This is a genomic window from Pseudomonas sp. VEM90 (assembly GCF_054611535.1).
The window spans coordinates 107086-132925 of the sequence record NZ_JBTRAR010000006.1 but is presented as its reverse complement, the minus strand read 5'-3'; the positions used below and the strand labels follow the sequence as shown (position 1 = coordinate 132925).

Annotated in this window: 27 protein-coding genes and 1 tRNA gene; 17 read left to right on the top strand and 11 right to left on the bottom strand. The window is 62.9% G+C overall.

Annotation, left to right across the window (positions count from 1 at the left end; all coding sequences use genetic code 11):
- Positions 1–70: 70 nt before the first annotated feature.
- Both ACYCCG_RS08475 and ACYCCG_RS08470 read left to right on the top strand, forming a co-directional pair.
- Positions 71–376, top strand: a complete 306-nt coding sequence (locus ACYCCG_RS08475) for a DUF6482 family protein (RefSeq protein WP_459670035.1) — start codon at positions 71–73, stop codon at positions 374–376.
- Between the two features lie 85 nt (positions 377–461).
- Entirely contained in the window at positions 462–1079 is a 618-nt protein-coding gene (locus ACYCCG_RS08470; protein WP_176685622.1) for an FKBP-type peptidyl-prolyl cis-trans isomerase, read from the top strand.
- A gap of 94 nt (positions 1080–1173) precedes the next feature.
- Here ACYCCG_RS08470 and ACYCCG_RS08465 read toward each other — a convergent pair whose 3' ends face one another.
- The 3 genes from ACYCCG_RS08465 to ACYCCG_RS08455 form a co-directional block, all read right to left on the bottom strand.
- A complete protein-coding gene (locus tag ACYCCG_RS08465) occupies positions 1174–1419 on the bottom strand; it encodes a PA4570 family protein (protein WP_209968083.1) in 246 nt (81 codons plus the stop codon).
- An 84-nt stretch (positions 1420–1503) separates the two neighbouring features.
- A complete protein-coding gene (locus tag ACYCCG_RS08460; RefSeq protein ID WP_009686103.1) occupies positions 1504–1845 on the bottom strand; it encodes a zinc ribbon domain-containing protein YjdM in 342 nt (113 codons plus the stop codon).
- Positions 1846–2003: 158 nt separating this feature from the next.
- Complete coding sequence (locus tag ACYCCG_RS08455; RefSeq protein ID WP_209968080.1) at positions 2004–2972, bottom strand: polyprenyl synthetase family protein; 969 nt, start codon at positions 2970–2972, stop codon at positions 2004–2006.
- 244 nt (positions 2973–3216) lie between these two features.
- On the opposite strand from ACYCCG_RS08455, the gene rplU reads away from it, so the two are divergent.
- From rplU to ACYCCG_RS08430, 5 genes are all read left to right on the top strand, one after another.
- Complete coding sequence (gene rplU, locus ACYCCG_RS08450) at positions 3217–3531, top strand: 50S ribosomal protein L21 (protein ID WP_003247466.1); 315 nt, start codon at positions 3217–3219, stop codon at positions 3529–3531.
- A gap of 38 nt (positions 3532–3569) precedes the next feature.
- Positions 3570–3827, top strand: a complete 258-nt coding sequence (rpmA, locus tag ACYCCG_RS08445) for a 50S ribosomal protein L27 (RefSeq protein WP_003247464.1) — start codon at positions 3570–3572, stop codon at positions 3825–3827.
- 188 nt (positions 3828–4015) lie between these two features.
- Positions 4016–5242 (top strand): Obg family GTPase CgtA, encoded by a 1227-nt coding sequence (gene cgtA, locus ACYCCG_RS08440; protein ID WP_176685625.1) that lies wholly within the window; start codon positions 4016–4018, stop codon positions 5240–5242.
- Between the two features lie 85 nt (positions 5243–5327).
- Complete coding sequence (proB, locus tag ACYCCG_RS08435) at positions 5328–6446, top strand: glutamate 5-kinase (protein ID WP_339443635.1); 1119 nt, start codon at positions 5328–5330, stop codon at positions 6444–6446.
- Positions 6443–6904 (top strand): CreA family protein, encoded by a 462-nt coding sequence (locus ACYCCG_RS08430; protein WP_176685627.1) that lies wholly within the window; start codon positions 6443–6445, stop codon positions 6902–6904. Before proB ends, ACYCCG_RS08430 begins: the two co-directional genes overlap by 4 nt.
- Before the next feature lie 218 nt (positions 6905–7122).
- On the opposite strand, the gene mksF is transcribed toward ACYCCG_RS08430, so the two are convergent.
- Genes mksF through mksB form a run of 3 tightly spaced genes read right to left on the bottom strand, consistent with a single transcriptional unit; the run spans position 7123 to position 11937 of the window.
- The gene (gene mksF, locus ACYCCG_RS08425) at positions 7123–9954 is read right to left on the bottom strand and encodes an Mks condensin complex protein MksF (protein ID WP_176684935.1); all 2832 of its coding nucleotides are present in this window, start codon (positions 9952–9954) and stop codon (positions 7123–7125) included.
- Positions 9951–10658 (bottom strand): Mks condensin complex protein MksE, encoded by a 708-nt coding sequence (mksE, locus tag ACYCCG_RS08420; protein ID WP_003247452.1) that lies wholly within the window; start codon positions 10656–10658, stop codon positions 9951–9953. The genes mksF and mksE overlap by 4 nt, the downstream gene beginning before the upstream one ends.
- Positions 10648–11937 (bottom strand): Mks condensin complex protein MksB, encoded by a 1290-nt coding sequence (gene mksB, locus ACYCCG_RS08415; protein ID WP_003247449.1) that lies wholly within the window; start codon positions 11935–11937, stop codon positions 10648–10650. Before mksB ends, mksE begins: the two co-directional genes overlap by 11 nt.
- 211 nt (positions 11938–12148) lie before the next feature.
- On the opposite strand from mksB, the gene ACYCCG_RS08410 reads away from it, so the two are divergent.
- The 3 genes from ACYCCG_RS08410 to ACYCCG_RS08400 are packed head-to-tail and all read left to right on the top strand — an operon-like array spanning position 12149 to position 14019.
- Positions 12149–12934 carry an energy transducer TonB gene (locus ACYCCG_RS08410; protein WP_339443639.1) on the top strand — a complete coding sequence of 262 codons (786 nt, stop codon included), beginning with the start codon at positions 12149–12151 and terminating at the stop codon, positions 12932–12934.
- Positions 12931–13386, top strand: coding sequence for a ribosomal protein S18-alanine N-acetyltransferase (gene rimI, locus ACYCCG_RS08405; RefSeq protein ID WP_004575708.1), 456 nt, complete (start codon positions 12931–12933; stop codon positions 13384–13386). Before ACYCCG_RS08410 ends, rimI begins: the two co-directional genes overlap by 4 nt.
- A 57-nt stretch (positions 13387–13443) precedes the next feature.
- Positions 13444–14019 carry a D-Ala-D-Ala carboxypeptidase family metallohydrolase gene (locus ACYCCG_RS08400; protein WP_459670027.1) on the top strand — a complete coding sequence of 192 codons (576 nt, stop codon included), beginning with the start codon at positions 13444–13446 and terminating at the stop codon, positions 14017–14019.
- Here ACYCCG_RS08400 and ACYCCG_RS08395 read toward each other — a convergent pair.
- Positions 13959–14876 (bottom strand): LysR substrate-binding domain-containing protein, encoded by a 918-nt coding sequence (locus tag ACYCCG_RS08395; protein ID WP_459670026.1) that lies wholly within the window; start codon positions 14874–14876, stop codon positions 13959–13961. The two genes, ACYCCG_RS08400 and ACYCCG_RS08395, sit on opposite strands and share 61 nt — an antisense overlap.
- A gap of 225 nt (positions 14877–15101) precedes the next feature.
- On the opposite strand from ACYCCG_RS08395, the gene ACYCCG_RS08390 reads away from it, so the two are divergent.
- On the top strand, positions 15102–15716 hold the full coding sequence (locus tag ACYCCG_RS08390) for a LysE family translocator (protein ID WP_459670024.1): 615 nt from the start codon (positions 15102–15104) through the stop codon (positions 15714–15716).
- Positions 15717–15846: 130 nt separating this feature from the next.
- Here ACYCCG_RS08390 and ACYCCG_RS08385 read toward each other — a convergent pair.
- Positions 15847–15923 (bottom strand) — tRNA-Met (locus ACYCCG_RS08385).
- A 95-nt stretch (positions 15924–16018) separates the two neighbouring features.
- Positions 16019–16942 (bottom strand): FecR family protein, encoded by a 924-nt coding sequence (locus ACYCCG_RS08380; RefSeq protein WP_176685008.1) that lies wholly within the window; start codon positions 16940–16942, stop codon positions 16019–16021.
- Positions 16943–17135: 193 nt separating this feature from the next.
- On the opposite strand from ACYCCG_RS08380, the gene ACYCCG_RS08375 reads away from it, so the two are divergent.
- The 3 genes from ACYCCG_RS08375 to ACYCCG_RS08365 all read left to right on the top strand — a co-directional run bounded on the left by ACYCCG_RS08375 (position 17136) and on the right by ACYCCG_RS08365 (position 19831).
- Positions 17136–18350, top strand: a complete 1215-nt coding sequence (locus ACYCCG_RS08375) for an MFS transporter (protein WP_459670021.1) — start codon at positions 17136–17138, stop codon at positions 18348–18350.
- A gap of 102 nt (positions 18351–18452) precedes the next feature.
- The gene (locus tag ACYCCG_RS08370; protein WP_209968068.1) at positions 18453–18590 is read left to right on the top strand and encodes a hypothetical protein; all 138 of its coding nucleotides are present in this window, start codon (positions 18453–18455) and stop codon (positions 18588–18590) included.
- An 83-nt stretch (positions 18591–18673) separates the two neighbouring features.
- Positions 18674–19831, top strand: a complete 1158-nt coding sequence (locus ACYCCG_RS08365) for an MFS transporter (protein ID WP_176684942.1) — start codon at positions 18674–18676, stop codon at positions 19829–19831.
- A gap of 7 nt (positions 19832–19838) precedes the next feature.
- Here the strand turns inward: ACYCCG_RS08365 and ACYCCG_RS08360 are convergent, their stop codons facing one another.
- Together ACYCCG_RS08360 and ACYCCG_RS08355 are read right to left on the bottom strand one after the other, a co-directional pair.
- Positions 19839–20795 carry a FecR domain-containing protein gene (locus tag ACYCCG_RS08360; protein ID WP_459670019.1) on the bottom strand — a complete coding sequence of 319 codons (957 nt, stop codon included), beginning with the start codon at positions 20793–20795 and terminating at the stop codon, positions 19839–19841.
- Positions 20782–21297, bottom strand: coding sequence for a sigma-70 family RNA polymerase sigma factor (locus ACYCCG_RS08355; protein ID WP_176684944.1), 516 nt, complete (start codon positions 21295–21297; stop codon positions 20782–20784). Before ACYCCG_RS08355 ends, ACYCCG_RS08360 begins: the two co-directional genes overlap by 14 nt.
- Before the next feature lie 171 nt (positions 21298–21468).
- On the opposite strand from ACYCCG_RS08355, the gene ACYCCG_RS08350 reads away from it, so the two are divergent.
- The 3 genes from ACYCCG_RS08350 to ACYCCG_RS08340 are packed head-to-tail and all read left to right on the top strand — an operon-like array spanning position 21469 to position 25663.
- On the top strand, positions 21469–22095 hold the full coding sequence (locus tag ACYCCG_RS08350; protein WP_176684945.1) for a DNA-3-methyladenine glycosylase family protein: 627 nt from the start codon (positions 21469–21471) through the stop codon (positions 22093–22095).
- Positions 22096–22142: 47 nt separating this feature from the next.
- A complete protein-coding gene (gene ada / locus ACYCCG_RS08345; RefSeq protein WP_176684946.1) occupies positions 22143–23195 on the top strand; it encodes a bifunctional DNA-binding transcriptional regulator/O6-methylguanine-DNA methyltransferase Ada in 1053 nt (350 codons plus the stop codon).
- Between the two features lie 56 nt (positions 23196–23251).
- Positions 23252–25663 carry a DUF3772 domain-containing protein gene (locus tag ACYCCG_RS08340; RefSeq protein ID WP_459670018.1) on the top strand — a complete coding sequence of 804 codons (2412 nt, stop codon included), beginning with the start codon at positions 23252–23254 and terminating at the stop codon, positions 25661–25663.
- The last annotated feature ends 177 nt before the right edge of the window (positions 25664–25840 follow it).

Sequence of the window (25840 nt, the reverse complement as noted above, 5' to 3'; positions counted from 1 at the left end):
GCCTTGCGCATTCTCCCTTCCTGTACAAAAAATGAGCTCTCATGCGTGGTTCCCATCGCGAGGTGCTCTCATGAACCTGCATCAGCTCAATACCGAGGCCAGGGCTGGCCATGTCGACGAACTGAACCTGATCGCCATCGAAGGCGGTGACTACCTGCTCGAGGCCCGGGTCAAAGGCCATCCTCACCCCCTGTCCGATACCCGCGGTGAACGCTTGCGCGTGCACTCGGTGGAAGATGCGCGCAAGTTGCTGCAAACCATCCCCATGGTCTCGATGAACCTGGTGCACTGGTCGGTGCAGGATGAAATGTGTGGTCTGGGGACGCATCCGGAAGAAGACCTGAAGGTGCCGATTTCCCAGCGTTCGGCCTGGTAGCTGCTCGCAGCGCCCCAGTGTGCTAGGCTGCTCGCCCTTTTTATCAGGGGCGCGGCTGCACTGCGCCCTGCAGTGGAGCACGACAATGTCCGAACTCAACCTGTCTACCGATGAAACTCGCGTCAGCTACGGTATCGGCCGTCAGCTGGGCGGCCAGCTGCGCGACAACCCGCCACCTGGCGTCAGCCTGGAAGCCATCCTGGCCGGCCTGACCGATGCCTTCAACGGTGCCGACAGCCGCGTCAGCGAAGCCGACCTGTCGGCCAGCTTCAAGGTCATCCGCGAGGTGATGCAAGCCGAAGCTGCAGCCAAGGCCGAAGCCGCCGCTGCCGCTGGCAAGGAATTCCTGGTCGAGAACGCCAAGCGTGAAGGCATCACCACGCTGGCTTCGGGCCTGCAGTTCGAAGTGCTGACCGCCGGCGAAGGCGCCAAGCCGTCTCGCGAAGACAACGTGCGTACCCACTACCACGGCACCCTGATCGACGGCACCGTGTTCGACAGCTCCTACGAGCGTGGCCAGCCGGCTGAGTTCCCGGTAGGCGGCGTGATCGCTGGCTGGACCGAAGCCCTGCAGCTGATGAACGCTGGCAGCAAATGGCGCCTGTACGTGCCAAGCGAGCTGGCTTACGGCGCCCAAGGCGTTGGCAGCATCCCGCCGCACAGCGTACTGGTGTTCGACGTCGAGCTGCTCGACGTTCTGTAAGGTCGTTGGGGCCGCTTTGCGGCCCGTTCGCGAGTAAACCCGCTCCTCCCTGTAGGGGTAGGGGTCACCCGCGAAGAGGCCGGCCCTGCCGGCCTCAATTCCAGTCTGTCCCCCCAGGGCGCAATGCCCGCGAATAGCAGAACAGAAACAGATTCCGTACCAGTTCCTTGAGCACCCCCGGCTCACTCGAATTCAGCCCGCTCATGTCCAGGTCACCCTGGTCACGCAGTTCGTCGAGGGCTGCTTCTTCAAGGACCGCGCACACTTCGCCGGTTTCCCGATGAAGAATGCGCAGGTAGGGGTGAGGGCGTTCCAGCCAGGCGTCGATCAGATAAGTCATGGCGATTCTCCTTGGATAGCAGTCCCAATGAGAATAATTCTTATTACTAGAATGGCAAGCGCCAATTGCCGGATTTTTCTGTGATCAGACTTTGCGGACGAATTCGGACTTCAGTTTCATGGCCCCGATGCCGTCGATTTTGCAGTCGATGTCGTGGTCGCCATCGCACAGGCGGATGTTCTTGACCTTGGTGCCGACCTTGACTACCAGCGACGAACCTTTGACCTTGAGGTCCTTGATCACGGTAACGGTGTCACCGTCCTGCAGGATGTTGCCGACCGAATCCTTTTTCACCACCTCGTCGCTGGCCGCCTCGGCATCGCCGCTGGCCGACCACTCGTGGGCGCATTCAGGGCAGATCAGCTGAGTGCCATCCTCGTAGGTGTATTCGGAGTTGCATTTTGGGCAGGGTGGCAGAGTGCTCACTTCGGTTCCTCAAACAAACAGACGGGCGGTTAAAAGCCCACATTGTAAAAGGTATTTTCCCGGAAGGGATTATGTCCGGACAAAAGCATCGCGGGCAAGCCTGCTCCCACAGATGGTGTAGGAGCGGGCTTGCCCGCGAATGAATGCGACTCGGTCTGTCAGTGCGTACGCGCGACCGCAAACTCACTCAGCTCAACCAGCGCATCCCGGTATTCACTGGCAGGCAGCACTTCGAGGCAGGCGATGGCGCGTTTCACGTAATCGCGCGCCAGCTCGGCGGTGTACTTCAGTGCGCCCGATTCCTCGACCGCAACGCGAATCTGCTCCAGATCCTCCAGGCCACCCTTCTGGATCGCCTGGCGTACCAGTGCAGCCTGCTCGGCAGAGCCTTCGCGCATGGTGTAGATCAGCGGCAGGGTAGGCTTGCCCTCGGCCAGGTCGTCACCGACGTTCTTGCCCAGGGTCTGCGAGTCACCCTTGTAGTCCAGCAGGTCGTCGACCAGCTGGAAGGCCACGCCCAGATGGTCGCCAAAGGTCCGCAGGGCTTCGCGCTGCTCGTCGGTGGCCTGGGCCAGCGCCGCAGCGCTGTGGGTAGAGGCTTCGAACAGCATCGCCGTCTTGCCGCGAATGACCTCCATGTAGACTTCCTCGGTGGTGCTGGCGTCGCGTACACGCGACAGTTGCAGCACTTCACCTTCGGCAATCACCCGGGTGGCTTTGGACAGGATCTGCATGACCGGCATCGAGCCCAGTTCGACCATCATTTCGAACGAGCGCGAATAAAGGAAGTCGCCCACCAGTACGCTTGGCGCGTTGCCCCACAGGGCATTGGCGGTAGAGCGGCCGCGGCGCATGCCGGACATGTCGACCACGTCGTCGTGCAGCAGGGTGGCGGTGTGCAGGAACTCGATGGTGGCGGCCAGCAGGCGCAGGTCGTCGCCTTCGCGGCCCAGGGCCTTGCCACACAGCAGTACCAGCAGGGGACGCAGGCGCTTGCCACCGGCGGACGTGATATAGTCGCCGATCTTCGATACCAGCGGCACGCGCGAGGTCAGCTGCTTCTTGATGATCTCGTCGACGGCGCTGAAATCATCAGCCACCGCGCGGTAGAAGGTTTGGGGTTGCATCGGCTGCTCCAGTGAGGTTGCGCGGCATGCTAGGTCGCGGGTCCCGGTGTGTCAAGGCGCGGTGCCAGCTGGCCGGGGGCGGCACTTGCAAGCAAAACCGCGGTTGCGTACAATCGCGCACCCTAACTTCCTGGGCAGCACCTGCCTTACGCAATTGCGCCGGGCCGTTCCAGCCCTGTGCAGCCATGCCAGCCAATACTCATCATATAAAGCGCTGGGTGAGCAGGATTATCGGAGAAATACCATGTCTTACGCAGTAATCGTTACCGGCGGCAAGCAGTACAAAGTCGCTGAAGGTGAATTCCTCAAGATCGAAAAACTGGAAGTCGCCACTGGCGAATCCGTGACCTTCGATCGCGTTCTGCTGGTCGCCAACGGTGAAGAAGTCACCATCGGTGCTCCAGTTGTTGCTGGCGCTAAAGTAGTGGCCGAAGTCGTTTCGCAAGGCCGCCACGACAAGGTTCGCATCATCAAGTTCCGTCGTCGTAAGCACCACATGAAGCGTATGGGCCACCGCCAGTGGTTCACCGAGATCAAAATCACCGGCATCCAGGCTTAATCCCCTAGATCCCCTGAATTTATTTGGAGAATTGAACCATGGCTCACAAGAAGGCTGGTGGTAGTACTCGTAACGGTCGCGACTCAGAATCGAAACGCCTTGGCGTGAAGATGTATGGCGGCCAGGTTATCAAGCCAGGCAACATCATCGTCCGTCAGCGCGGTACCGAATTCCACGCTGGCTACGGCGTTGGCATGGGCAAGGACCACACCTTGTTCGCCAAGATCGAAGGCGTGATCAAGTTCGAGAAGAAAGGCGAGTTCATGCGCCGTTACGTGAGCATCGTCGCCGCTTAATCGCGACGTCGCTCCAGAAGCCCCGTCATGCGACGGGGCTTTTTCGTTTGTGGTGAGCCTCTTGCAAAGCTGTTTGTCTGGGTTGCCGGCGTTGGTTTCTACGGTCGTACGGGGCCGCCGCGCTCATTTTTGCAAGAGCCTCATGTTTTTGAGTCATTCAGCTCGTCTACCGACGAGAGGCGGTTTTAATGAAGTTTGTTGACGAAGTATCCATTCGGGTCAAGGCCGGTGACGGTGGCAACGGTTGCATGAGCTTCCGTCGCGAGAAGTTCATCGAGAACGGCGGCCCTAACGGCGGTGACGGCGGTGACGGCGGCTCGGTGTACATGATTGCCGACGATAACCTGAACACCCTGGTCGACTACCGCTACACCCGTCACCATGAAGCCCAGCGTGGCTCCAACGGCGGTAGCACCGACTGCACCGGCAAGAAGGGTGAAGACCTGTTCCTGCGCGTGCCGGTCGGCACTACCGTGATTGACGCTTCCACCCAGGAAGTGATCGGTGACCTGGTTACCCCCGGCCAGAAGCTGATGGTCGCGCAAGGTGGCTGGCACGGGCTGGGCAACACCCGTTTCAAGTCGAGCACCAACCGTGCGCCGCGCCAGACCACCCCAGGCAAACCGGGTGAGCAGCGTGACCTGAAGATGGAAATGAAGGTGTTGGCCGACGTCGGCTTGCTGGGCTTGCCCAACGCCGGCAAGAGTACCTTCATCCGTTCGGTCTCGGCCGCCAAGCCGAAAGTCGCCGACTACCCGTTCACTACCCTGGTGCCAAACCTGGGCGTGGTCAGCGTCGACCGCTGGAAGAGCTTCGTCATCGCCGACATCCCCGGCCTGATCGAAGGCGCCTCTGAAGGTGCCGGCCTGGGTATCCGCTTCCTCAAGCACCTGGCGCGTACGCGGGTGCTGCTGCATCTGGTGGACATCGCGCCGCTGGACGAAAGCAGCCCGGCCGATGCCGCCGAAGTCATCGTCAACGAGCTGACCCGCTTCAGCCCGTCGCTGGCCGAGCGTGAGCGCTGGCTGGTGCTGAACAAGGCCGATATGGTCATGGACGACGAGCGTGACGAACGTGTGCAGGAAGTGATCGATCGTCTGGAGTGGGAAGGCCCGGTCTACGTGATCTCGGCTATTTCCAAGCAGGGCACCGACAAGCTCAGCCACGACCTGATGCGCTACCTCGAAGACCGCGCCGACCGCCTGGCCAACGACCCGGCCTACGCCGAAGAGCTGGCCGACCTCGACCAGCGCATCGAAGACGAAGCCCGTGCCCAGCTGCAGGCCCTGGACGACGCCCGCACCCTGCGTCGTACCGGCGTCAAGAGCGTGCACGACATCGGCGACGATGACGGTTGGGACGATGATTTCGAGGACGACGAAGACGGTCCGGAAATCATTTACGTGCGCGACTGATCGGTTGCAGTACACTAAACGCCGCTCTCTGGAGCGGCGTTTTTGTATCCACGGTATCTACAGATTCGACATAGGTTGGAAGAAGATGCGAAGCAAGGTGACGGGCGCCAAGCGCTGGGTCGTTAAGATTGGCAGTGCTCTGCTGACCGCCGATGGCAAGGGCCTCGACCGCGGTGCAATGGCCGTTTGGGTCGAGCAGATGGTCGCGCTGCGTGAGGCAGGCGTGGAGTTGGTACTGGTCTCCTCCGGGGCCGTGGCCGCCGGCATGAGCCAGCTGGGCTGGACCAAGCGACCGAGCGCGATGAACGAGCTGCAGGCGGCTGCCTCGCTCGGCCAGATGCGCCTGGTGCAGGCCTGGGAGTCGAGCTTTGGGGAGCACGGGAAGCACACCGCGCAGATCCTGCTGACCCATGACGACCTGTCCGACCGCAAGCGTTACCTGAATGCCCGCAGCACCCTTCGCACCTTGGTCGATCTGGGCGTGGTGCCGGTGATCAACGAAAACGACACCGTGGTCACCGACGAGATCCGCTTCGGCGACAACGACACCCTGGCGGCGCTGGTGGCCAACCTGGTCGAGGCCGACCTGCTGGTGATCCTCACCGACCGCGATGGTATGTTCGATGCCGACCCGCGCAACAACCCCGAAGCGCAGTTGATCTACGAAGCCCGTGCCGACGACCCCTCACTGGATGCCGTGGCCGGTAGTACCGGTGGTGCCCTGGGCCGTGGCGGCATGCAGACCAAGCTGCGTGCGGCGCGCCTGGCTGCCCGTTCCGGTGCCCACACCATCATTATCGGTGGCCGCATCGAACGCGTACTGGACCGCCTGAAGGCGGGCGAGCGCCTGGGTACCTTGCTGTCCCCTGAGCGCGGCATGCTCGCTGCGCGCAAGCAGTGGCTGGCCGGTCACCTGCAAACCCGTGGCACCCTGGTGCTGGATGCCGGTGCCGTGCAAGCGCTGCGCCAGGCCAACAAGAGCTTGTTGCCGGTTGGCGTGAAGACTGTGCAGGGCAGCTTCCGTCGTGGCGAGATGGTGGTGTGCGTCGGTCCGGACGGCCTTGAAGTGGCTCGCGGCCTGGCCAACTACAGCGCCTTGGAGGCGCAGAAGATCATTGGTCAGTCGTCCGAAGCCATCGAGTCGATCCTTGGCTACAGCGCCGAGCCGGAACTTGTACACCGCGACAATCTGGTGCTGGTATGAGCCTGCTGAAGAACGTAATCGCTGTGGCAGCGTGCGTGCTGCCGATGTTGGCCGGCGCCGAAGAGGTCGGCCAGGTGTCCACCGTGTTCAAGTTCCTCGGGCCGAACGACCGCATTGTGGTCGAGGCGTTCGACGACCCGAAGGTAGAGGGCGTGACGTGCTATCTGTCGCGTGCCAAGACTGGCGGGGTAAAGGGGGGCTTGGGGCTTGCCGAGGACCGGGCGGAGGCATCGATTGCCTGTCGTCAGGTCGGGCCGATCAACTTCAAGGGTGAGCTCAAGGATGGCGAGGAAGTGTTCAAGGAACGCACCTCGCTGGTGTTCAAGACCATGCAGGTGGTGCGCTTTCTCGACAAGAAGCGCAACACGCTGGTGTACCTGGTCTACAGCGACCGCATGATCGAAGGCAGCCCGCAGAATGCGGTGACTGCTATTCCGATCCTGCCTTGGGCTCATTGATAGCCCGCTCCTGCATACGCATCGGTGGTTGGACGCGGGTCGTCGTAGGAGCGGGTTCACCCGCGAAAGGGCCGGACCTGCTGGCCAATTTCCACCCGCCGTTCACCGTTGCAGTCGCCACCGTATTCGCGGGTAAACCCGTTCCTACATACGCATCGCGCAGGCCGTCGTAGGAGCGGGTTCACCCGCGAATGGGCCGCAACGCGGCCCCGGCTATCTCAGGCCAGTTCCTCGGTCTGATCCTCACGCACAACCGCTTTCACTTCATCCAGCCGGCTGATGAACTTCCAGTCCGCCTCGTCGATGTAGATGCCGTTCGGCCCGCTGCCACCTTCCAGGTCGATCGCAACGTGCGCCGAGACCTGTGGTTTCACACTCGCCAGGATCGGCACGAAGCCCAGTTGCTGGCTGGTCTCCAGCAGTGCCGCCTGGTTGCGTTCGTCGATGTCTGCCGCTTCGTCCAGGTAGTACGGCAGGCGAATGCGCCCGGCCAGGTCTCGGTCCATCAGGTGCAGCAACAGGTACATGTTGGTCAGCGCCTTGATGGTCATGGTGGTGCCGTTGGACGCCGCGCCGTCAATGTCGGCGTGGATGATCGGCTGGCCATTGACCTTGGTGATCTCGAACGCCAGCTCGAACAGGTCCTTCAGGCCCAGCTGGTTGTGGTTGGCCGCCACCAGCCGTGCCAGGTACTCCTTGGCCTCTTCGTTCTTGTTGTCCTGGTCTGCGCTTTGGGTCAGGTCGAAGACCGACAGGGTTTCGCCTTCTTCGTACTGGCCGGCACTGTGGATAATCTGGTCGATGTGCTTGAGCGCTTCCTTGTTCGGCGCCAGTACCACGCGGAAGCTTTCCAGGTTGGACACCTGGCGCTTGTTGATCTCGCGGTTGAACAGGGCCAGCTGGTGCTCGAGGCTGTCGTAGTCGCTGCGGATGTTGCGCAGGGTTCGGGCGATATCGGTGACCGCGGCGCGGCGTGCCTTGGCCAAGGTCAGGGCTTCGTCGGTACGGTGCGCGTAGGCGTTCACCAGCAGTTGCAGGCGGCGTTCCATGTCGTCTTCGCTGTCGAACTTGGCAACGCCTTTCAGGCGCACCTGGGCGTACAGCGCCTCGATCTGGTTGTCCACTCGCTGCAGGCTTTGCCAGCTGTCCTGGTAGTCATTGAGCAGCGGCAGCAGGTTGTCCATCGAGTCGTCGATGGCTTCCATGTATGGCGTGCCGTAGGGCAGGTCGGCCGGCAGCAGCTGGCGACGGCGCAGGGCGTCTTCCAGGGTGCGCTGCTTGGACTCGAGGTCGCCGAGCTGGCGGCCGACCAGTTGCAACTTGGCTGACAGCTGCTGGACGCGCTCGGTGAAGGCGTCGCTGGAGCGCTTGAGTTCGTCCTGGGCCGCTTCCAGTTGCGAAAGCTGTTCCAGTTTCTCGGGCTCTTCGGCGGCGAGGGTCTGGCTGCGGCGGAAGTCTTCCAGCGCCTTCTGCGCGTCCAGCACTTCCTGGTACAGGGTTTCGGTCTGCGCTTTGGAGGCGGAGCGGTCGGCGGCCACGGCCTGCTGGGTCTTGAGCTGCTTGAGCTCTTTTTCCAGGCGCTCTTTCTGGTCGCGCAGGGCGGCGCGGTCGGCCAGGGCCTGCAGTGCCGGCGGGTCGATGTGGGTCAGGTCAATGGCCAGGCCCGGGGCCTCGAAGCGTTCGCCCTTGAAGCCGTCGAGCACCGCTTCCAGCGATTTTACCCACAGGTCGCTGTCGTCCAGCTCGATACCGCGATCGCCCAGCGGCAGGCTGAACAGCGCGCCGTTGAACAGGCGCATCAGGCGGTCGACGTCCTGCTGCGAGAACTCTTCGCGCAGGCGGGCATAGCTATTGTTGTCAGCGTGATCCAGCTGCTGCTTGACCTGCTTCAGGCGTTTTTCCAGGTCGCGTACGCGCTCGTCGAGGTCTTCGGCACTGAACTGGCGTGACTGGGCCAGCGCGCCGGCCAACTCGTCGTGGGCGTCCTTGGCCGCCAGCAGTTGCTGTTCCAGCACCTTGACGTCATCAACCAGCGCAAAGCGGTGCTTGAGCACCGACAGCTCGCCTAGCCAGCGCTGGATACCGGTAATTTCACGCTCCAGGCGCATCAGCTCCTGTGTGCCGCCGCGCTGGTCGTTCTGCAGGCGGTCCTGCTCGCCACGGTAATGCTCGGACTGGATGACCAACTCTTCCTTGCGCGCCATGGCGTATTCCTGCCAGGTGCCCAGCAGGGTGTCGAGCACAGGCGAAATGCGGTGCAGCTTGCCACGCAGGATGTCGCGCTGGGCCACGCCACCGGCCAGGGCCTCGACCAGCGGACCGGCAGCGACCAGGGCGTTGTAGTCCTGCTCCATGCGGCGTACGTCGCGGAAGGCTTCCTCGCATGCAGCGATGTAGTCGACGCTGCCCGAGCGCAGGCTGTGCTCGAAGGCGTCGAGGAACAGCTGCTTGAGTTTGGCGGCGGTGATCTCACGCATGTGCAGCAGGTTGATGAACAGCGCGCGGAAAGTTTTCAGGCTTTGCTCGCTGGTGGAGCGCAGCGGGATCATGGTCAGGTCCAGCGGCACCGAGGTATGCCCGCCCACCAGTAGTCGGCGCAGTTCGTCCGGCTTCAGTTCGTAAGCCTTGATCCCCAAGCGCTCAAGGTTGGTGAACAGCTCTTTCTGACGCAGGCAGGTGTCGTTCTTCTGGTAGTGGGCCAGGTCCAGTTCGCCCTTGTAGGCGAAGAACTGGTGGCCGAAACCGCCACCCGGGCCGCGCCCGACCACGCCGATCACGTGCGGGCCGTGAGGCAGGCTCAGTTCGCAGAGAATGTACGAGGTATCGCTGGCGAAGTAGAAGCGGCGCGACTGCTCAAGGCTGTACTTGCCGAAGCTCATGTCCGACATGCGTGCCAGGATCGGGAACTGCAGGGCGTTGATCGACGCCGATTTACCCAGGTTGTTGGCACCGTATACCGACAGCGGGTGCTCCAGCGGGAACAGGCCAAGGCTGTAGCCGGCGGTGTTGAGCAATGCGAAGCGGCGGATGCCGTAGCGTTCCTGGCTCATGCGTCAATCTCCTGTTGCTCTTCGCGGATGGCCCGGGCCAGGGCGTCCTCTTCGCTTTCCTCGCCCTGGAAAGGCGTGAGGTCGAGCGGGTCGTCGGTACGGTTGAGTTCTTCGGCGCTTTCTTCCTCGACCAGTACTGGGGTCGGCAGCGGCAGGGCGCTGTGCAGGGTGGCGGCCAGGTCGCGGTCCTGCTGCACCGAAAGGCACACATCGAGGAAGCGGTGCATGGGCGGCAGGAAGCGGTAGATGCCGCCTTCTTCATGGGCGAAGCCGAGCTGGGTCATGCGGCGCAGGATTTTTTCTTCCAGCTCGTCCACGGTCTGCACTTCGGCCTGCAGGAACAGGTCGCGGTACTTGTCCAGCAGCGAGGGCAGTTCGTCGCGGCCGATGCTGCCGCCATCTAGCACGGCCATCGGGTCGCGGCCCTGGTCAGCAAGGTGCTCGACCAGGATGAAGGTGAACAGCGACAGGCGCTGCGCGGTCTTGTTGACCTGCGCGGCGGTCATGTCCGGGACGAAGTAGTAGAAACCACGGGTGTCGCATACCAGTTCGAAGCCCAGGGCCTTGAACAGGGTGCGGTACTGGTCCTGGAAGTTCGACAGCTGGGCGTACAGCTCAGGGTCGCGCCGGCTGACGTGGAAGCCTTTGAACAGCTCGCGGAAGATCGGCGCGAGCTGGGACAGTTCGGAAAGATCAAGATGCATGGGCTGGGCTCGCGTTGGGTTCGGTAGGCGCGCTGGGGGCGTCTTCGCGGCTGGAGGTCAGGGCGAACGAATGCAGGCTGACCAAATGTTCCTGAGTGGTGTATTCGCGGCGGTCGAGGCGTTCGCGCTTGAAGCGCTTTTCCCGCGACAGGCGCGAGAACCAGTACAGCAGCTCGTCGGTGGCGCCTTCGGGCTCCTGCTCCAGTAGCCAGACCATCAGGTCGGGCAATGGCAGGGCCTGTTCGCAGCGTTCGGCCATTTCCTTGACCGTGCGCGGGGCACGGGGCAGGGCGCCGGACTGGGTCTTGTGGGCTTTGGGGAAGCGCGCCGGCTTGGGCTCGAAGCGGGCCAGGGCGTAAACGTAGGCCTCGACCTGGCTGGCACTGCCAAGGAAGGTGCTTTGCGGGCGGGTGAACATCGGCATGGCCGCTTGCGGCACGGCATCGATGCCCTTGCGCCGGATCACCGACAGGGCCAGTGCGGCGCCGCGAGTCACGGCGTTGTGCCGGCGGGCTTCTTCGCGCAGAGGCAGCAGCAGTTCGCGGGCGTGGCGCAGGGTCAACTGGGCGCTGGTCTGCATTTCAAGGATGCGCGCGTGGGTGCGCAGCAGCATGTCGTCGTCGACCAGGTGGCCCAGGCGCGCTTGTTCGCCCAACAGTTTCAGCAGCACGGTCTCGACCTTGCGTACGCCCTGCTCGAAGGCGCCGTCGGCGTTGACCAGCTGGATCATCGGCTCGACGTATTCGTCCCAGGTGGCCAGTACTTCGGCATAACGCTGGCGCAGCGGAATCTGGCGGTTGCTGGTCTTGGCCCGTTCGGCCACGGCCACCAGCGCCTGCTCGTCGTTGTCGAGCTTCTTCAGCACATCGCGCACACGCATGTCGAGCAGGCGCAGCTGGCGTGCCAGGTCGTCGCTGTCGCGGTTGTCGAAGGCATCCTGGATGTGCCCGGCCAGGCGCTCCAGGTGACGCAAGTAGGCTTCGATCTCCAGGCACAGGCCCAGCCGGTGTTCGCGGCGCAGGTAGGCGAGGAAATCGTGGATCTGCGCGTTGAGCTCGAAACGGTTCGGGCTTTTGGCCACCGGGACCAGGATATCCAGGCGGATCCACACGTCGAGTAGCTGGGTGATGTCCTGCGGGGTGCTTTCGAGCTGCTGGCGGGCCACATGCTGGCGCAGTTCGACCAGGCTCAGGGTGCCCTGGTCGAAACGCTCGCACAGCGGCTCGATCAGGGCCCAGTGTTCGGCTAGGGCGCGCAGGACGCGCTTGGGTTCGATCATTGGCTTCGACTCGTTGCCAAGAAAAAGGGGGCGATTGTACTGCATTCGCGGGGGTGGTTTTTACCCCTTGGTCTGTAATGAGAGATAACCATGGGATGTGTAGGTGTAGGGCGTTGTTGATGCGGTGGCGCTCGGTCTGATAGGCGCTGCAAAAACCACGGCGTACACGTTAGAATGCCCAATTGCCTTCACGCCCTCGGATATCCGCCCCTTGCTGACCGAACCCCGTCGCCGCGCCTACCTTTCCGCCATGCAAGTGGTGCACTGGCTGCCGCGTGCCGAACTGCCGTTCGCCGCACCGTCGCGGCCCGAGCTGCTGCTGCCGGTTGTGCCGGTCGAGGACATCGATTTCGAGGTCAGGCCGGCATCGGCAACCAACGAAACGCCCGTCATCCCCCAGGCCCGCTCCGGCGAGCGGCCTAAAATCGAGATCCCGCGCCCGGGCAGTGTGGCAAAACCCGCCGTCAAGCCCGCCGAGGCACAAGAGCAGCCCGCTGCTCCGCGCCCGGCGCCGGTGCCGCCACCGCGCTTTTCGCTGCAGTTGTTGCGCGCCGGCAGTTGCCTGCTGTTGGTGGAACTGGCCACCGGTCAGCCGTTCCAGAGCCGCGATCCCTCCTATCTGCTGCTTAAGGACATGCTGCGCGCTGCCGGCCTGTCCGACGCCCCGCAGATCATCGGCGAGCCGGTGCGCTGGCCACTGCTGGTGCGCGGCAACATGGACCAGGGGCCGAAGGCTGCGCGCGATTTCGTCCAGGGCTTCGTTCAGGCGCGCCTGGAAGACGCCCCGTGTACCTGTCTGTGGCTGGTCGGCCTGCCGGCACTGCGTTTTGCCGCCAATGCCGATGCCGACGCCTATTACCAAACCCTGACGCTCGACGGCCTGGGCGACGCCTGGGCATTGCCGGGCCTTGAACTGTTGATGGACGAGCCGCAACGCAAGGCGGACGTCTGGAAAGCCATGCGCCAGCTGATGGCGCGCTGGAAGAGCGTTGAATGAGTGACTCGATCAGCTTCCGCCCGATGACCGAGGCGGATCTGGATGCCGTACTCAAGATCGAATATGCCGCATTCAGTCATCCCTGGACACGTGGAATTTTTCAGGATGCGCTCAAATCGTACGAAGTCTGGCTGATGTTCGACGGCCAGCAGCAAGTGGGCCATGGCGTGATCAACGTGATCATCGATGAAGCGCACCTGCTCAACATCACCGTAAAACCGGAAAACCAAGGGTGCGGCCTGGGCCTGCGCCTGCTCGAGCACCTGATGGCCCGGGCCTATCAGCTCAATGGCCGCGAGTGTTTTCTGGAAGTACGCGCCAGCAACCAGTCGGCCTATCGTTTATACGAACGTTACGGTTTCAACGAAATTGGCCGCCGCCGCGACTATTACCCGATCGCCGGCGGCCGTGAAGACGCTCTGGTAATGGCCTGTACCCTGTTCGAAGACTGATCTTGCAGGGGCGTACCTGGGCGCGCAGGCTTTGTTCTCGGCAGGGACGGATAAAGAATGAGACAACTGCTTTTGGCAGCGGGCCTGTGTATCGCAAGCGCTGCCCACGCGGACGAGCGCGACGTGTGGATGTTCGCCCAGTGGGCGGGCGATCATCAAACCCGCCCCTTCCGTGAAATGCTGGTAGATGCCCGGCTTTACGGTGTAGTGCCAATCCACCAGTTGCTGCGCTCGGCATCGGACTGGAAGTTGTGCCATGCATCGCCTTTCGCCGTGCCGCCCCCCGGCAATTGGGCGGCTGTACGCTCGACCCTCGCGTTGATCAAGGCCCTCGACGATCAAGGCATCCTGCGCCAGTTCGAGGTGGTTTCGGCTTACCGTGCGCCGCGCCTGAACGCCTGTGCGGGCGGGGCGGCCAACAGTGCGCATACCCGCGCTTTCGCCGTCGATATACTGCTGCCGGCCTGGGCCGATCCCAATCCGCTGTGCCGTTTCTGGCAGCAGCATGGGCAAACCTGGAACATGGGGCTGGGCCGCTACCCATCAGGCCGTATCCATTTGGATACCGCCGGCTATCGCACCTGGGGTGGCGATGGCAGCGCAGGGGTGTCGTTCTGCATCAAACCCAAATGAGCCAGGCAGCCTCGGCTTTCGTCCATTACCCACTCGGCGAAGCGCTGGCGCTTGCTGCTGTCGGCCAGAGGCTGTGGGCTGAGCAGGTGGTAGGCCGAGCCATCGCGCATAAAACCGAACGGCGCCTGCAACTGCCCGCTGTCGAGTTCGTCGCGCACCATCAGGGCTGAGGCAATGGCCAGGCCCAGGCCGGCGCTGGCGGCCTGAATCGACAGGTAGAAATGCTCATAGTCGCTGCGTTCGCTGTGTCGCGCTTGCTGGCCGCTCAGGCGCAGCCAGGTGGGCCAGGCAGCGGGGCGGGAGGTGCTGTGCAGCAGCCGTTGGCCCTCAAGGAGGGCAGGGGAGGCGCAGTGGCAAACTGGGCCGATCCATTCGTCGCAGATTTTCTGGCTGTACAACTGGTTGTCCCAGTGGAAGTCGTCGCGGCGAATTGCCAGGTCGACACCGCTGCGCGCGAAGTCCAGCGGGCCGCCTGCGGCTACCAGGTGCAACTGAAGGTCGGGGTGGGTGGCATGGAAGCGCGGCAGGTGCGGAATCAGCCAGCGCATGGCGATGGTCGGTTCGCAAGACAGCACCAGCACATTGTCGCGAGCTTGTTGCTGCAGGCGCTGCACGGCGCCTTCGAGTTGTTCGAAGATCGCCTGGGTGGTGCCTTGCAGGGCACGGCCGGCGGGGGTGAGGAAAATGGCCCGGTTGCGGCGCTCGAACAGTTCCACGCCAAGGCTTTCTTCAAGCAGGCGAACTTGGCGGCTGATCGCGCCGTGAGTGACATGCAAGTGCTCGGCGGCGCGCACGAAGCTCTCGGTCTGGGCGGCAATGTCGAAGTAGCGGAAGGCGTTGAGTGGCGGCAGTTTCATGATATCCCTGTTCAGCTGTGCCGGCCTCTTCGCGGGTAAACCCGCTCCTACATGGTCACATATTTCCCTGGAGACGGGTTTACCCGCGAAGAGGCCAAGGCAGGCTGTACATATCTGTGAGCAAAACTATCAGACTCATCTCAGCATAAATCGATTTTTCCGCATCTGTAAGCGCTCGATAATCGGCGGTCTGTGCATTTCCATCGCCTATCGAGAGCCCTCAGCATGACCGAACTCATCGCCGTCGCCCTGTTCACCTTGCTCGCCGTCATCAGCCCTGGCGCCGATTTTGCCATGGTCACTCGCAGCAGTTATGCGCAGGGCCGCAAGGCCGGGCTGGCTGCCGCCATAGGTATCGCCCTGGGGGTGCAGGTGCATGTGTTGTACACGGTGTTGGGCATTGCCGTAATCATCAGCCAGAGCCCGACGCTGTTCTTCGTCATGAAAGTGCTGGGTGCGGGCTACCTGATTTGCCTCGGGTACAAGTCATTGACCAACATGCAACGTATCAGCCTGGACGGAGTTGGCCAGTCTGCTGCCAGCGTACTGCAAGCGCTGCGCACCGGCTTTTTGACCAACGCCCTCAACCCCAAGACCATGTTGTTTGTCATCAGCGCCTTCACCCAAGTGGTTCAGCCTGGTAGCTCGCTGGCGCTGAACTTCGCCTACGGTGCGTTCATGTCCGTTGCCCATTGGCTGTGGTTTAGCCTGGTGGCGGTATTTTTCTCCAGTACGGCATTGCGCAGGGCGATGATCGAGCGGCAAGTGCTGGTGGACCGAGCCATTGGTCTGGCATTGATCGGGCTTGGCCTGGCTGTGGCGGTGACCGGAATACGTTGAGGCGACGATAGCAGCGCCGAAACCTGTGATTCGGCGCCCGGCTGCTGCTGGATTGGTTGGCGCGGGCATCAGTAACTTTTTCGCAGGCAAAGAAAAAGGGCTTACCTTGCGGTAAGCCCTTCGTCTTGTTTGGTGGCTACACAGGGACTTGAACCCCGGACCCCAGCATTATGAATGCTATGCTCTAACCAACTGAGCTATGTAGCCGATGGCGCGCATTATTCTCTTGAACGCCCCCCCTGTCAACACTCAATTCAAAAAAAATTTGCACGCTTTCAAAAACTTAGCGGCCAGCCCCGGTTTCAGCGCACCACAAGCCAGTACCCGAGCACGTCCAGCAACTGCAACTGCTGGGCTGCAGCCAGGGATTGCAGGCTTTGGCCAGGCCGGTCCAGGTTGAAGTCGCCGCTCACACGGCGATGGGCCACTTGTTCATCCATCATCCACAGGCGCTGCCCTTGGTAACCGGCGAGGCGCTCCAGCACCTGCCTCAATGGCATGTCTGTGGCTTTCAGGCGGCCATTGCGCCAACTGTCAGCGGTTTTCAGATCAGCCTTCTGCACCCGGCCGATGCGTGTGTCATCGAAGGTTACCCGCTCACCTGCCGAGACCATTCGCTGATCCCCCCCCTGGGTGACCATGGCCTTGCCACTGAATACCACGAGTTCGTCACGCCCTGCATGGCGGGCTATCTGCAAGCGCGTGCCGTATACCTGGATGCGTGCGTTGCCAACTTCCACTTCCATGGCCCGCCCGTCGAGCATCACTTCCATATGCACCTGGCCCTGCACCAGGTGCAGTTGGCGGGTGCGGCCGCGCAGGTCGATGTTCATCGCGCTGGCGCTGTCCAGGTTCAAGGTCGTGCCATCTGCCAAGCGTATGCTGCGGCGTTCTCCCTCATCGGTGTGCAGCTCGCTGGTCAGACGCTGCATCAGCGGCCAGTACAGGTAAGCAGCAGCACCCAACCCTAGCAAGAACGCAAGCGCCAACCATTTACCCAGGTGACTGCGACGGACAGTGACATGCCGTGGGCGAGGGCGGGCAGGTGCTGGTTGCAGCTGTTGCCAGAACGTCTCGAGCTCGGCGTAGGCGTGGGCGTTCTCTTGTACCTGGCACCAGGCCGCGAATGCTTGGCGCTGGGTTTCGTCGCAACCGGGTTGGCGCAGCAACGAAAACCACTCCAGCGCGTCCTGCTGTGGGTCGGGCTGCAGCTGCTTGGCGGGCATCGGGCTCATGGGTTAAGTCTGCTCACGACAGGGGCCGTTTCGCCCAACGATGACAGGAGTGTTTAGCAGAGGATGCTAATTATATTGAGAACCATTTTCAAGTGCGTGGTGACAGGGGGATAAAAAAGGTAGCTATGTATCTATTTGTTTCCCGATAATCGGATCCCAAACCTGAGGACGGAGATTTAGGCAAATGGCCACCAGTAGTGCCTCCACCGTATCCCCCCCGGCAGCGGCAAGCCAAGCCACGCCGTTGGTGATGCGTATCATCGGCTTCTGCGCCTTGGCGCACTTGATCAACGACCTGATCCAGGCGGTGCTGCCGGCAATCTACCCGATGCTCAAGGCCAACTACGACCTGAGCTTCGCCCAGATCGGCATGATCACCCTGACGTTCCAGATCACCGCCTCGCTGTTGCAGCCTTGGGTCGGCTTCTTTACCGACCGCCGGCCAACGCCAGATCTGCTGCCGCTAGGCACCCTGTGCACGTTGGTCGGGATCGTGATGCTGGCCTTCGTTGGCAGCTTCCCGATGATCCTGCTGGCGTCGGCGCTGGTGGGCATCGGCTCGTCGACCTTCCACCCGGAAACCTCGCGCATTGCAAGGCTGGCCTCGGGCGGGCGCTTCGGCCTGGCCCAATCGACCTTTCAGGTCGGTGGCAACACCGGCTCCGCTCTGGGCCCGCTACTGGCAGCGGCCATCGTCATTCCGTTCGGCCAGACCCATGTGGCGTGGTTCGGTGTGGCCGGGCTGTTCTTCCTCGGCGTCACCCTGATGCTGCGCGGCTGGTACAAGGAGCACCTCAATCAGGCCAAGGCGCGCAAGGCGGTTCAGGCTACCCACGGTATTTCGCGCAATCGGGTAATTGCGGCGTTGATCGTGCTGGGCCTGCTGGTGTTTTCCAAGTACTTCTACATGGCCAGCTTCACCAGCTACTTTACCTTCTATCTGATCGAGAAGTTCGGTGTGTCGGTGGCCAGCTCGCAGCTGCACCTGTTCCTGTTCCTCGGCGCGGTGGCGGCGGGCACCTTCTTTGGCGGGCCTATCGGTGACCGTATCGGGCGCAAGGCTGTGATCTGGTTTTCGATACTGGGCGTGACGCCGTTCACGCTGGCGCTGCCGTATGCCGATTTGTTCTGGACCACAGTACTGAGCGTGGTGATCGGCTTTATCCTGGCTTCGGCGTTTTCCGCGATCGTGGTGTATGCGCAAGAACTGGTGCCGGGCAGCGTGGGCATGATTGCCGGTATCTTCTTTGGCCTGATGTTCGGTTTTGGTGGCATTGGCGCTGCGCTGCTGGGGTACGTAGCGGACCTGCGGGGTATCGAATATGTATACGGGTTGTGCTCGTTCCTGCCATTGTTCGGATTGTTGGCGGTGTTCCTGCCAAGTACAGGTAAACGCTGAATGCACCGGGGGCCTGGCAGAGGCCCCTGGGCAATTGACGAGCCCCCTGGAGGTGGCTAGAGTGCCGCCTCTTTTTCAATCACCTGCGTAGTAGCCAAAGCAATGCGCCGTACCCAGTCCCTCCCACACACCCGTCAGCCTGCCTTCCAGGCACTGCGTCGTGCATGGCCGAGTGACACGGTGCTCAAGCGCCGCCGCAGCGTGCTGTTTGCCTTCACCTTCTCGCCACACCTCGCCTGAACTGATCTGCGCTTTCGCGTCGCTCGCCATTCTGGCGTGCGCGCCTGTTTCTGCACGTCTTTTCGGTTTGCCAGGAGTGGTACATGAACATGCGTTTATTGGCGGGCTTGTTGTTCGCCGTTTCTGTCGTGGGTTTCAGTTTGGGGGCCAGCTTGCCGCTGGTGTCGTTGCGTCTGCATGAGGCGGGGGCGAGCACACTCGAAATCGGCATCATCTCGGCCATCCCTGCCGCCGGCATGATGCTCTCGGCTTTTCTGGTCGACGTCTGCTGCCGCCATCTCACCCGGCGTACCATCTATCTGCTGTGTTTCAGCCTGTGCACGGTCAGCATCGCCTTGCTCGAGTCGGCGTTCGGCTCGTTGTGGCTGCTGGCGCTGCTGCGCTTGGGCCTGGGGCTTGGCATGGGGATCGCCATCATCCTCGGCGAGTCGTGGGTCAACGAATTGTGCCCCGAACATAACCGCGGCAAGATCATGGCCCTGTACGCCACCAGCTTTACGGGCTTTCAGGTGCTCGGCCCGGCCATGCTGGCAGTGCTGGGCGCCGACAGCCCGTGGATCACGGGTGTCGTCACGGTCTGTTATGGGCTGGCGCTGCTGTGCATCGTGCTGACCGTGCCCAACGACCATGTCGCGCACGAAGAGGGCGAAAAAAGCTTCGGTTTGGCCGGGTTCTTCCGGGTGGCACCGGCGTTGTGCATGGCGGTGCTGTTCTTCTCGTTCTTCGATGCCGTGGTGCTGTCGCTGCTGCCGGTGTACGCCACCAGCCATGGCTTTGCCGTTGGCGTGGCGGCGTTGATGGTGACGGTGGTGTTTGCCGGTGACATGCTGTTCCAGCTGCCGCTGGGCTGGTTGGCCGACCGGGTTGAGCGCACAGGGCTGCACCTGGCGTGCGGGCTGGTGGCGATGGTGATCGGCATCGGTTTGCCCTGGCTGCTGAATCTTACCTGGCTGCTGTGGCCATTGCTGGTGGTGCTGGGCGCGGTGGCGGGGGGCATCTATACCCTGGCGCTGGTGCTTATCGGGCAGCGCTTCAAGGGTCAGGACCTGGTCACTGCCAATGCCAGTGTGGGCTTGCTGTGGGGCGTGGGCAGCCTGGTCGGGCCGCTGATCAGTGGGGCGGCCATGAATGTCGCGCCGCATGGTTTGCCCATGGCGCTGGCACTGATGGCCGGGCTGTTCGTGTGCTTTGCCAGGCAGTCATACCGGCGCCGTGGGCGGATACGGGCTGTGGCGCAGTAGTATTCCTTTACGCCGCGCCGATGCTTACCCAGTAGCGCGTCCTGTACTCGACCCGTACGGGCAGGCTGCGGGTGAGCAGTTGCAGGATTTGCCCGGTGTCAGCCAGCTGATAGGTGCCTGAAACCTTCAAGCCCGCCACTTCTGGAGCGCAGCGCAACAGCCCCGGTCGGTAGCGGCCGAGTTCGCTGACAAACTCGGCAAGTGGCATCTGCTGCACGCTGAGTACACCTTCGGTCCAGCCCCAGGGGTCGTTGTGCAGCGTTCTGGCCTGAATGCTGCCGTTGGTTCCGACTTGCAGGGTTTCACCCGGCAGCACTTGCCTCGCTGAGGCCGAGGCAGGGAACAGCGTGACTTCACCACGACGCACCGACAGCAGCAGTCCCTGGCTGTTATTGCGTAGCAACAGCTGACCATCGAAGGTGGTCAGCGGGCCGACATGGGTGGCGACGTGGAACGGGCGGTTGTCGTTGGGGTTGCTGTCCAGGCTGACTTCGCCATGGATCAGTTTCAGCTGGCGTTGCACCGCGCTGTAGCGCAAATCGATGGCACTGGCGGTGTTGAGCTGGAGACGGCTGCCGTCACTGCCTTGCCATTGGCGCCGTTCGCCTGTGGCGGTGCTGGTGTCGGCCAGCAGCTGTGGCAGGCCTAGCGGTTCGCGCGCGGCCCAGCCCAGGCTGCCGCCCACGGCCAACAGCCCCAGCAATTTCAGGTGGTCCCTGCGGCTGGCTTTTGGGCGCTGGCTAGCGTCCAGGGTGCGTCGGCTCAGGTCCTTGGGCAGCCCGGCCAGTTCATCGCCCAGATTACTGACCCGCTGCCAGGCCAGGCGGTTGTGTGGGTGGCTGGCCAGCCAGTGCTGGAACTGCTGCTCGGTGCGCGGGCTGGGGCTGTCGAAACGCAGCTTCACCAGCCAGTCGATGGCCTGATCGACCTGCACCTGTGCGGGTGTACCCTCAGGCATCGGCATAGCGCAACCGGTAGCAGGCGCCCAGGGCTTTGGCCAGGTCGCGCTCAACGGTGGCCCTGGACACCTCCAGACGTTGGGCAACCTGTACGATGCTCAAACCGTCTAACTGGGCCAGCAGGAACGCTTGGCGGACGCGCGGTTTCAACTGCTGCAAGGCGCGGTCGAGGCGTTCCAGGCTATCGAGGATGACAAGCTTATGCTCTTCGCTGGGCACTTCTGCTTCGGGCAGGTGAGCCAGGCTTTCCTGGTAGGCCCGCTCCAGCGCGCGGCGGCGAAACTGGTCGATCATCAAGCCACGGGCGATGCTGCTGAGGTAGGCGCGCGGTTCTTTAAGCGGCGACACCTGGCGGGCGCGCAGCAACCGCACGAAGGTATCCTGGGCCAGGTCTGCGGCATGTTCACTGCAACCGACCCGGCTGCGTAACCAGCCACGCAACCAGGCGTGGTGAGACTGGTAGAGCAGAGCGACGTCGGTGGGCTTGAGCGTGTCGTTGATCTGCATCGTAGAGAAGGCCCAGTCCAGTGATATGTGCGATTGTGAATAGTTCTCAATTCTATGCGGGGAAGATGGCGCGGAGCAATGGCATGCCAAAGATTAGCTGCGCAAGAACCGGCGTTTGCCCGATGAACGGCTGCGCTAAGCTGGGCCTGCACTCGACTTGATGGAGGTGCCATGATGCTGGCCGACCTTTCGCCTGAGGCCTATCGCGAGGCCACGCAACACCTGGCTGCACTTGACCCGGATTGGTCGCGGCATATCGCAGCGATCGGGCCCTGCCTGCATCAGGCTACGCCGGGACGTGAGCCTTATGAGGCGTTGGTGCGGGCGATTGCCTACCAGCAGTTGCACGCCCGTGCCGCCGAGGCGATCCTCGGGCGGTTGCTGGCGCTGTTCCCGGCGGATGATTTTCCGCAGCCAGAGCAGTTGCTGGCGGTAACCCCGGAAACCCTGCGTGCCTGCGGCTTTTCGGCGAGCAAGCTGGTGACGGTCCAGGGCATTGCTCAAGCCACCCTGGAGGGCCTGGTGCCGACGCGGGAGCAGGCGTTAGCCTTGGCTGACGAGGCGTTGATCGAACGCCTGGTAGCGCTGCGGGGGGTAGGGCGGTGGACGGTGGAGATGCTGCTGATCTATAGCCTGGGGAGGTCTGACATTCTGCCAGTGGACGATTTTGGCGTGCGCGAGGGGTATCGGCGGCTCAAGGGGCTGGAGAAGGCGCCAACACCGGCGCAAATGCGCTCTCTGGGCGGCGCCTGGCGGCCGTTTCGTACCGTGGCGGCCTGGTACCTGTGGCGGGCCTGAGGTTTTTGCATCGCCTGTACAGGCAACAACATATCCGGGAATCATAGATGAACCTGTACACCACCCCCGACCAACGCTGGCAAGCCGTAGCGTGCCGAGACACTGCCGCAACGGGCCACTTTGTCTATGCCGTACGTACCACCGGCGTCTACTGCCACCCCGGCTGCAAATCACGCCAGGCCAAGCGCATGAACGTCGAGTTCTACGACTCGGCTGCGGCCGCCGAGGCTGCCGGCTACCGTGCCTGCAAACGCTGTATCAGCAAGGCCAGTACCACCCGACATAGCCAGCTTGTCACCCACGCCTGCCGCTTGATCGAAGCCAGCGACCCCGCGCCAAGCCTCGACCAACTCGGTGCACGGCTGGCCGTCAGCCCTTTCCACCTGCATCGGCTGTTCAAGGCTGAAACCGGGGTCACCCCCAAAGCCTACGCCACGGCCTTCCGTGCCCGGCGGCTGCGTGCGCACCTGGAAGACGGCCAGCGTTCGGTCACCGATGCTATCTACGACGCCGGCTACAACTCCAACAGCCGCTTCTACGAAAGCGCCGACCAGCGCCTGGGCATGCGCCCCCGGCAATACCGCGCCGGCGGCGCCGGGGCAACCATTCACTTCGCTCTTGGGCAGTGCTCGCTGGGTGCAATACTGGTAGCCCAGAGCGACAAGGGCATCTGCGCGATTCTGCTGGGCGACGACCCCGAGGCCTTGTTGCACGACCTGCAGGACCAGTTCCCCAAGGCCCACCTGATTGGCGGTGACAGCGCCTACGAACAGCTGGTCGCCGAAGTGATCGGTTTCGTCGAAGCGCCGGCCTTGGGCCTGGCCTTGCCGCTGGATGTGCAAGGCACCGCGTTTCAGGAGCGGGTGTGGCAGGCGCTGCGTGAGGTGCCGGCCGGCAGCCGGGTCAGCTACACCGACATCGCCGAGCGCATTGGCGCCCCCAAGGCTGTGCGGGCGGTAGCCATGGCCTGCGCGGCCAACCCTATTGCCGTGGCCATCCCTTGCCACCGCGTGGTGCGCCGGGATGGCGACATCAGCGGCTACCGCTGGGGCGTGGAGCGCAAACAGCAATTGCTGAAGCGAGAAACGGCACTCTCCTGACTGCCCCAAGCCGCGTAGAATCCCCCGCCAAATCGAATTGCTAAGAGGAATATTCGATGAGGCGTGTCAGCCTTGACCGTTATTGCCCGGGTCTGCTTGTCCTGCTGGCCCTGATGCTGGTACTTGCCAGCCCGGCCTGGTCGGCCCCGGCCACGCCATTGTCCAACCTGGCGGCTGCCGAAGCGCCAGCACTGGACGAAAACGCCAGCCTCGAACAGCTGAGCGACCGCTTGGACCTCATCCGCCAGGGCGTCACCAGCGAGGCCAACGACGACGTGCTGTCGCAACTGCGGCTGGCTGCGATGCAGGTTCAGCGTCAAGCTGATGCATTGAGTGCGCAGCGCACTGCCGATGTGGGAAAGCTCGACGACCAACTGAAGGTCATCGGCCCAGCCCAGCCGGACGAGGCCGCTACCCTGACGCAGCAGCGCAAAGCGCTGGAGGCCGATAAAAAGGCGCTGGTAGCTCAGCAGGATCAGGCCACCAAGCTGACCCAGTCGGCCCGCGACCTGTCCACGCAAATCGTCAACCTGCGCCGCAGCCAGTTCAACTCGCAAATCACCAGCCGTGCGGCCTCGCCGCTGAGCCCGGCGTTCTGGCAGAGCATCATCCGCCCCACCCAGGATGACGTGGCGCGCCTGCGTGACTTGCGCGGCGAGGCGGCCGATGCCATCAGCAGCGCCTTCAGCGCCGAAAACCGCTGGCAGTTCGTTGCCAGCCTGGTGGCAGCGATTCTGGTGTGGACGTTGGTGCGGCGCGTGCTTGAACGCATGCTGGCCAGTGCCATGGTCCGCTGGTTGCCCGACGGCCGCCTGCGCCGCAGCGCCTTGGCTCTGGGCGTTAGCCTGGCAACCCTGGGCACCATCGCCGGCTCGGTTTCGTTGCTGCGCTGGGGGCTGGAAAGCAATGCGCAATTGGGTTCGGACATCGCCAGCCTGACCAACCACATTCTCACTCTGGTAGTGTTCAGTGCCTTCATCACCGGCCTGGGCCGCGCCATGCTGATGTTGCAGCGCCCGTCCTGGCGGCTGCCGGCGATCCACGACCAAGTCGCCAGTGCGTTGGGCTGGTTCCCGAAGGTGCTGGCATTGGCACTGATGTTCATGATGACCATGGAGCGCATGAACAGCGTGATCGGCGTCAGTCTGGCGCTGACGGTGGCCGTCAACGGGCTGACCGCACTGGTGGTGGCGTCCACCTTTGCCGGCGCGCTGCTGTGTTACCGCCGCACCCTGCGCAAGCATGACCTGCAGCGCCCGACGGGCCTGGCCGGGCTGATCCCGTTCGTGATGGTCATCTGGCTGACGTTGATCCTGCTGGCACTGTTCACTGGCTACCTGACACTCGCCTATTTCCTCACCGCCAAGCTGTTGTGGGTCAGCCTGGTGATCACCTGTGCCTACTTGCTGACCACCTTCCTCGGCGACCTGTGCGAAACCCTGCTGTCGCCCCGCCAGCCCGGTGGCCTGGCACTGGCCTCGACCCTGGGCCTGGCGCCTCGTCACCAGGCGCAGGTCAGCACCATACTGGCCGGTGTCGGCCGCACCATCGTGCTGTTCCTGGCGCTGTTGCTGGTGTTGATGCCGTCAGGCACCAGCCCCAGCGAATTGCTGCTGAGCCTTGGCGACTGGGATGGGACCGGGGGCAAGCTACTCGGCAACCTTAACATCGTGCCGCAGGACATCCTGCTGGCCCTGGCGATCTTCCTCGGCGGCCTGTTCGCCATCCGTGTGGTCAAGCGCTGGCTAAGCGATCGCCTGCTGCCGGAAACCGACATGGACGCCGGCATGCGCGCCTCGTTGGTAACCCTGGTGGGTTACCTGGGTTTCCTGTTCCTGGTCATGCTGGTGATGTCGACCCTGCGCATCAACCTCACCAGCCTGACCTGGGTGGTCAGTGCCCTGTCGGTCGGTATCGGTTTCGGTTTGCAGCAGATCGTGCAGAACTTCATTTCCGGCCTGATCCTGCTGACCGAGCGCCCGGTCAAGGTAGGCGACTGGGTCAGCCTGGCGGGTGTCGAGGGCGATATCCGCCGCATCAATGTACGCGCCACCGAGATCCAGATGTCTGACCGTTCCACGGTGATCGTGCCCAACTCGCAGTTCATCTCGCAGAACGTGCGCAACGTGACCATGGGCAATGCGCTGGGTGTGGTCAGCATTACCCTGACACTGCCGCTGGAGACTGATGCCAACCGTGTGCGGGAGCTGCTGCTGGCGGCTTACCATGAGCATGAGGCGATTCTGGACGCGCCCGCTGCCTCGGTATCATTCAAGGACCTGACGGCCAGCGGTATGGTGATCGGTGTGAGTGGCTACGTGGCCGGGCCGCGGCAGGTGTCGGGCACCCGCAGCGATCTTTTGTTCACCATTCTTGGCCGGTTGCGTGATGAAGGTATTCCACTGTCTTCGCCGCAGAGCATGGTGCTGGTGCAGGAAGGTGCGCGGTCGGCGGACGAGTCGGTGTAGGCATCGGGGGGCTGTCCAGCTTGTAGGAGCGGGTTTACCCGCGAAGAGGCCGGCCCTGCTGGCCAATTTCCACCCGCCGTTCACTGTTGCCGCCGCCACCGTATTCGCGGGTAAACCCGCTCCTACGCAGATTGGTGGTGGACACACCTCGGGGGGGGACACAGGCCGTGTAGGAGC

Bases quoted from the DNA above. Each gene is read 5' to 3' on its own strand.
- ACYCCG_RS08475 (WP_459670035.1), top strand. From the start codon at position 71: ATGAACCTGCATCAGCTCAATACCGAGGCCAGGGCTGGCCATGTCGAC.
- ACYCCG_RS08470 (WP_176685622.1), top strand. From the start codon at position 462: ATGTCCGAACTCAACCTGTCTACCGATGAAACTCGCGTCAGCTACGGT.
- ACYCCG_RS08465 (WP_209968083.1), bottom strand. From the start codon at position 1,419: ATGACTTATCTGATCGACGCCTGGCTGGAACGCCCTCACCCCTACCTG.
- ACYCCG_RS08455 (WP_209968080.1), bottom strand. From the start codon at position 2,972: ATGCAACCCCAAACCTTCTACCGCGCGGTGGCTGATGATTTCAGCGCC.
- rplU (WP_003247466.1), top strand. From the start codon at position 3,217: ATGTCTTACGCAGTAATCGTTACCGGCGGCAAGCAGTACAAAGTCGCT.
- rpmA (WP_003247464.1), top strand. From the start codon at position 3,570: ATGGCTCACAAGAAGGCTGGTGGTAGTACTCGTAACGGTCGCGACTCA.
- cgtA (WP_176685625.1), top strand. From the start codon at position 4,016: ATGAAGTTTGTTGACGAAGTATCCATTCGGGTCAAGGCCGGTGACGGT.
- proB (WP_339443635.1), top strand. From the start codon at position 5,328: ATGCGAAGCAAGGTGACGGGCGCCAAGCGCTGGGTCGTTAAGATTGGC.
- ACYCCG_RS08430 (WP_176685627.1), top strand. From the start codon at position 6,443: ATGAGCCTGCTGAAGAACGTAATCGCTGTGGCAGCGTGCGTGCTGCCG.
- mksF (WP_176684935.1), bottom strand. From the start codon at position 9,954: ATGAGCCAGGAACGCTACGGCATCCGCCGCTTCGCATTGCTCAACACC.
- mksE (WP_003247452.1), bottom strand. From the start codon at position 10,658: ATGCATCTTGATCTTTCCGAACTGTCCCAGCTCGCGCCGATCTTCCGC.
- mksB (WP_003247449.1), bottom strand. From the start codon at position 11,937: ATGATCGAACCCAAGCGCGTCCTGCGCGCCCTAGCCGAACACTGGGCC.
- rimI (WP_004575708.1), top strand. From the start codon at position 12,931: ATGAGTGACTCGATCAGCTTCCGCCCGATGACCGAGGCGGATCTGGAT.
- ACYCCG_RS08400 (WP_459670027.1), top strand. From the start codon at position 13,444: ATGAGACAACTGCTTTTGGCAGCGGGCCTGTGTATCGCAAGCGCTGCC.
- ACYCCG_RS08395 (WP_459670026.1), bottom strand. From the start codon at position 14,876: ATGAAACTGCCGCCACTCAACGCCTTCCGCTACTTCGACATTGCCGCC.
- ACYCCG_RS08390 (WP_459670024.1), top strand. From the start codon at position 15,102: ATGACCGAACTCATCGCCGTCGCCCTGTTCACCTTGCTCGCCGTCATC.
- ACYCCG_RS08380 (WP_176685008.1), bottom strand. From the start codon at position 16,942: ATGCCCGCCAAGCAGCTGCAGCCCGACCCACAGCAGGACGCGCTGGAG.
- ACYCCG_RS08375 (WP_459670021.1), top strand. From the start codon at position 17,136: ATGGCCACCAGTAGTGCCTCCACCGTATCCCCCCCGGCAGCGGCAAGC.
- ACYCCG_RS08370 (WP_209968068.1), top strand. From the start codon at position 18,453: ATGCGCCGTACCCAGTCCCTCCCACACACCCGTCAGCCTGCCTTCCAG.
- ACYCCG_RS08365 (WP_176684942.1), top strand. From the start codon at position 18,674: ATGAACATGCGTTTATTGGCGGGCTTGTTGTTCGCCGTTTCTGTCGTG.
- ACYCCG_RS08360 (WP_459670019.1), bottom strand. From the start codon at position 20,795: ATGCCGATGCCTGAGGGTACACCCGCACAGGTGCAGGTCGATCAGGCC.
- ACYCCG_RS08355 (WP_176684944.1), bottom strand. From the start codon at position 21,297: ATGCAGATCAACGACACGCTCAAGCCCACCGACGTCGCTCTGCTCTAC.
- ACYCCG_RS08350 (WP_176684945.1), top strand. From the start codon at position 21,469: ATGATGCTGGCCGACCTTTCGCCTGAGGCCTATCGCGAGGCCACGCAA.
- ada (WP_176684946.1), top strand. From the start codon at position 22,143: ATGAACCTGTACACCACCCCCGACCAACGCTGGCAAGCCGTAGCGTGC.
- ACYCCG_RS08340 (WP_459670018.1), top strand. From the start codon at position 23,252: ATGAGGCGTGTCAGCCTTGACCGTTATTGCCCGGGTCTGCTTGTCCTG.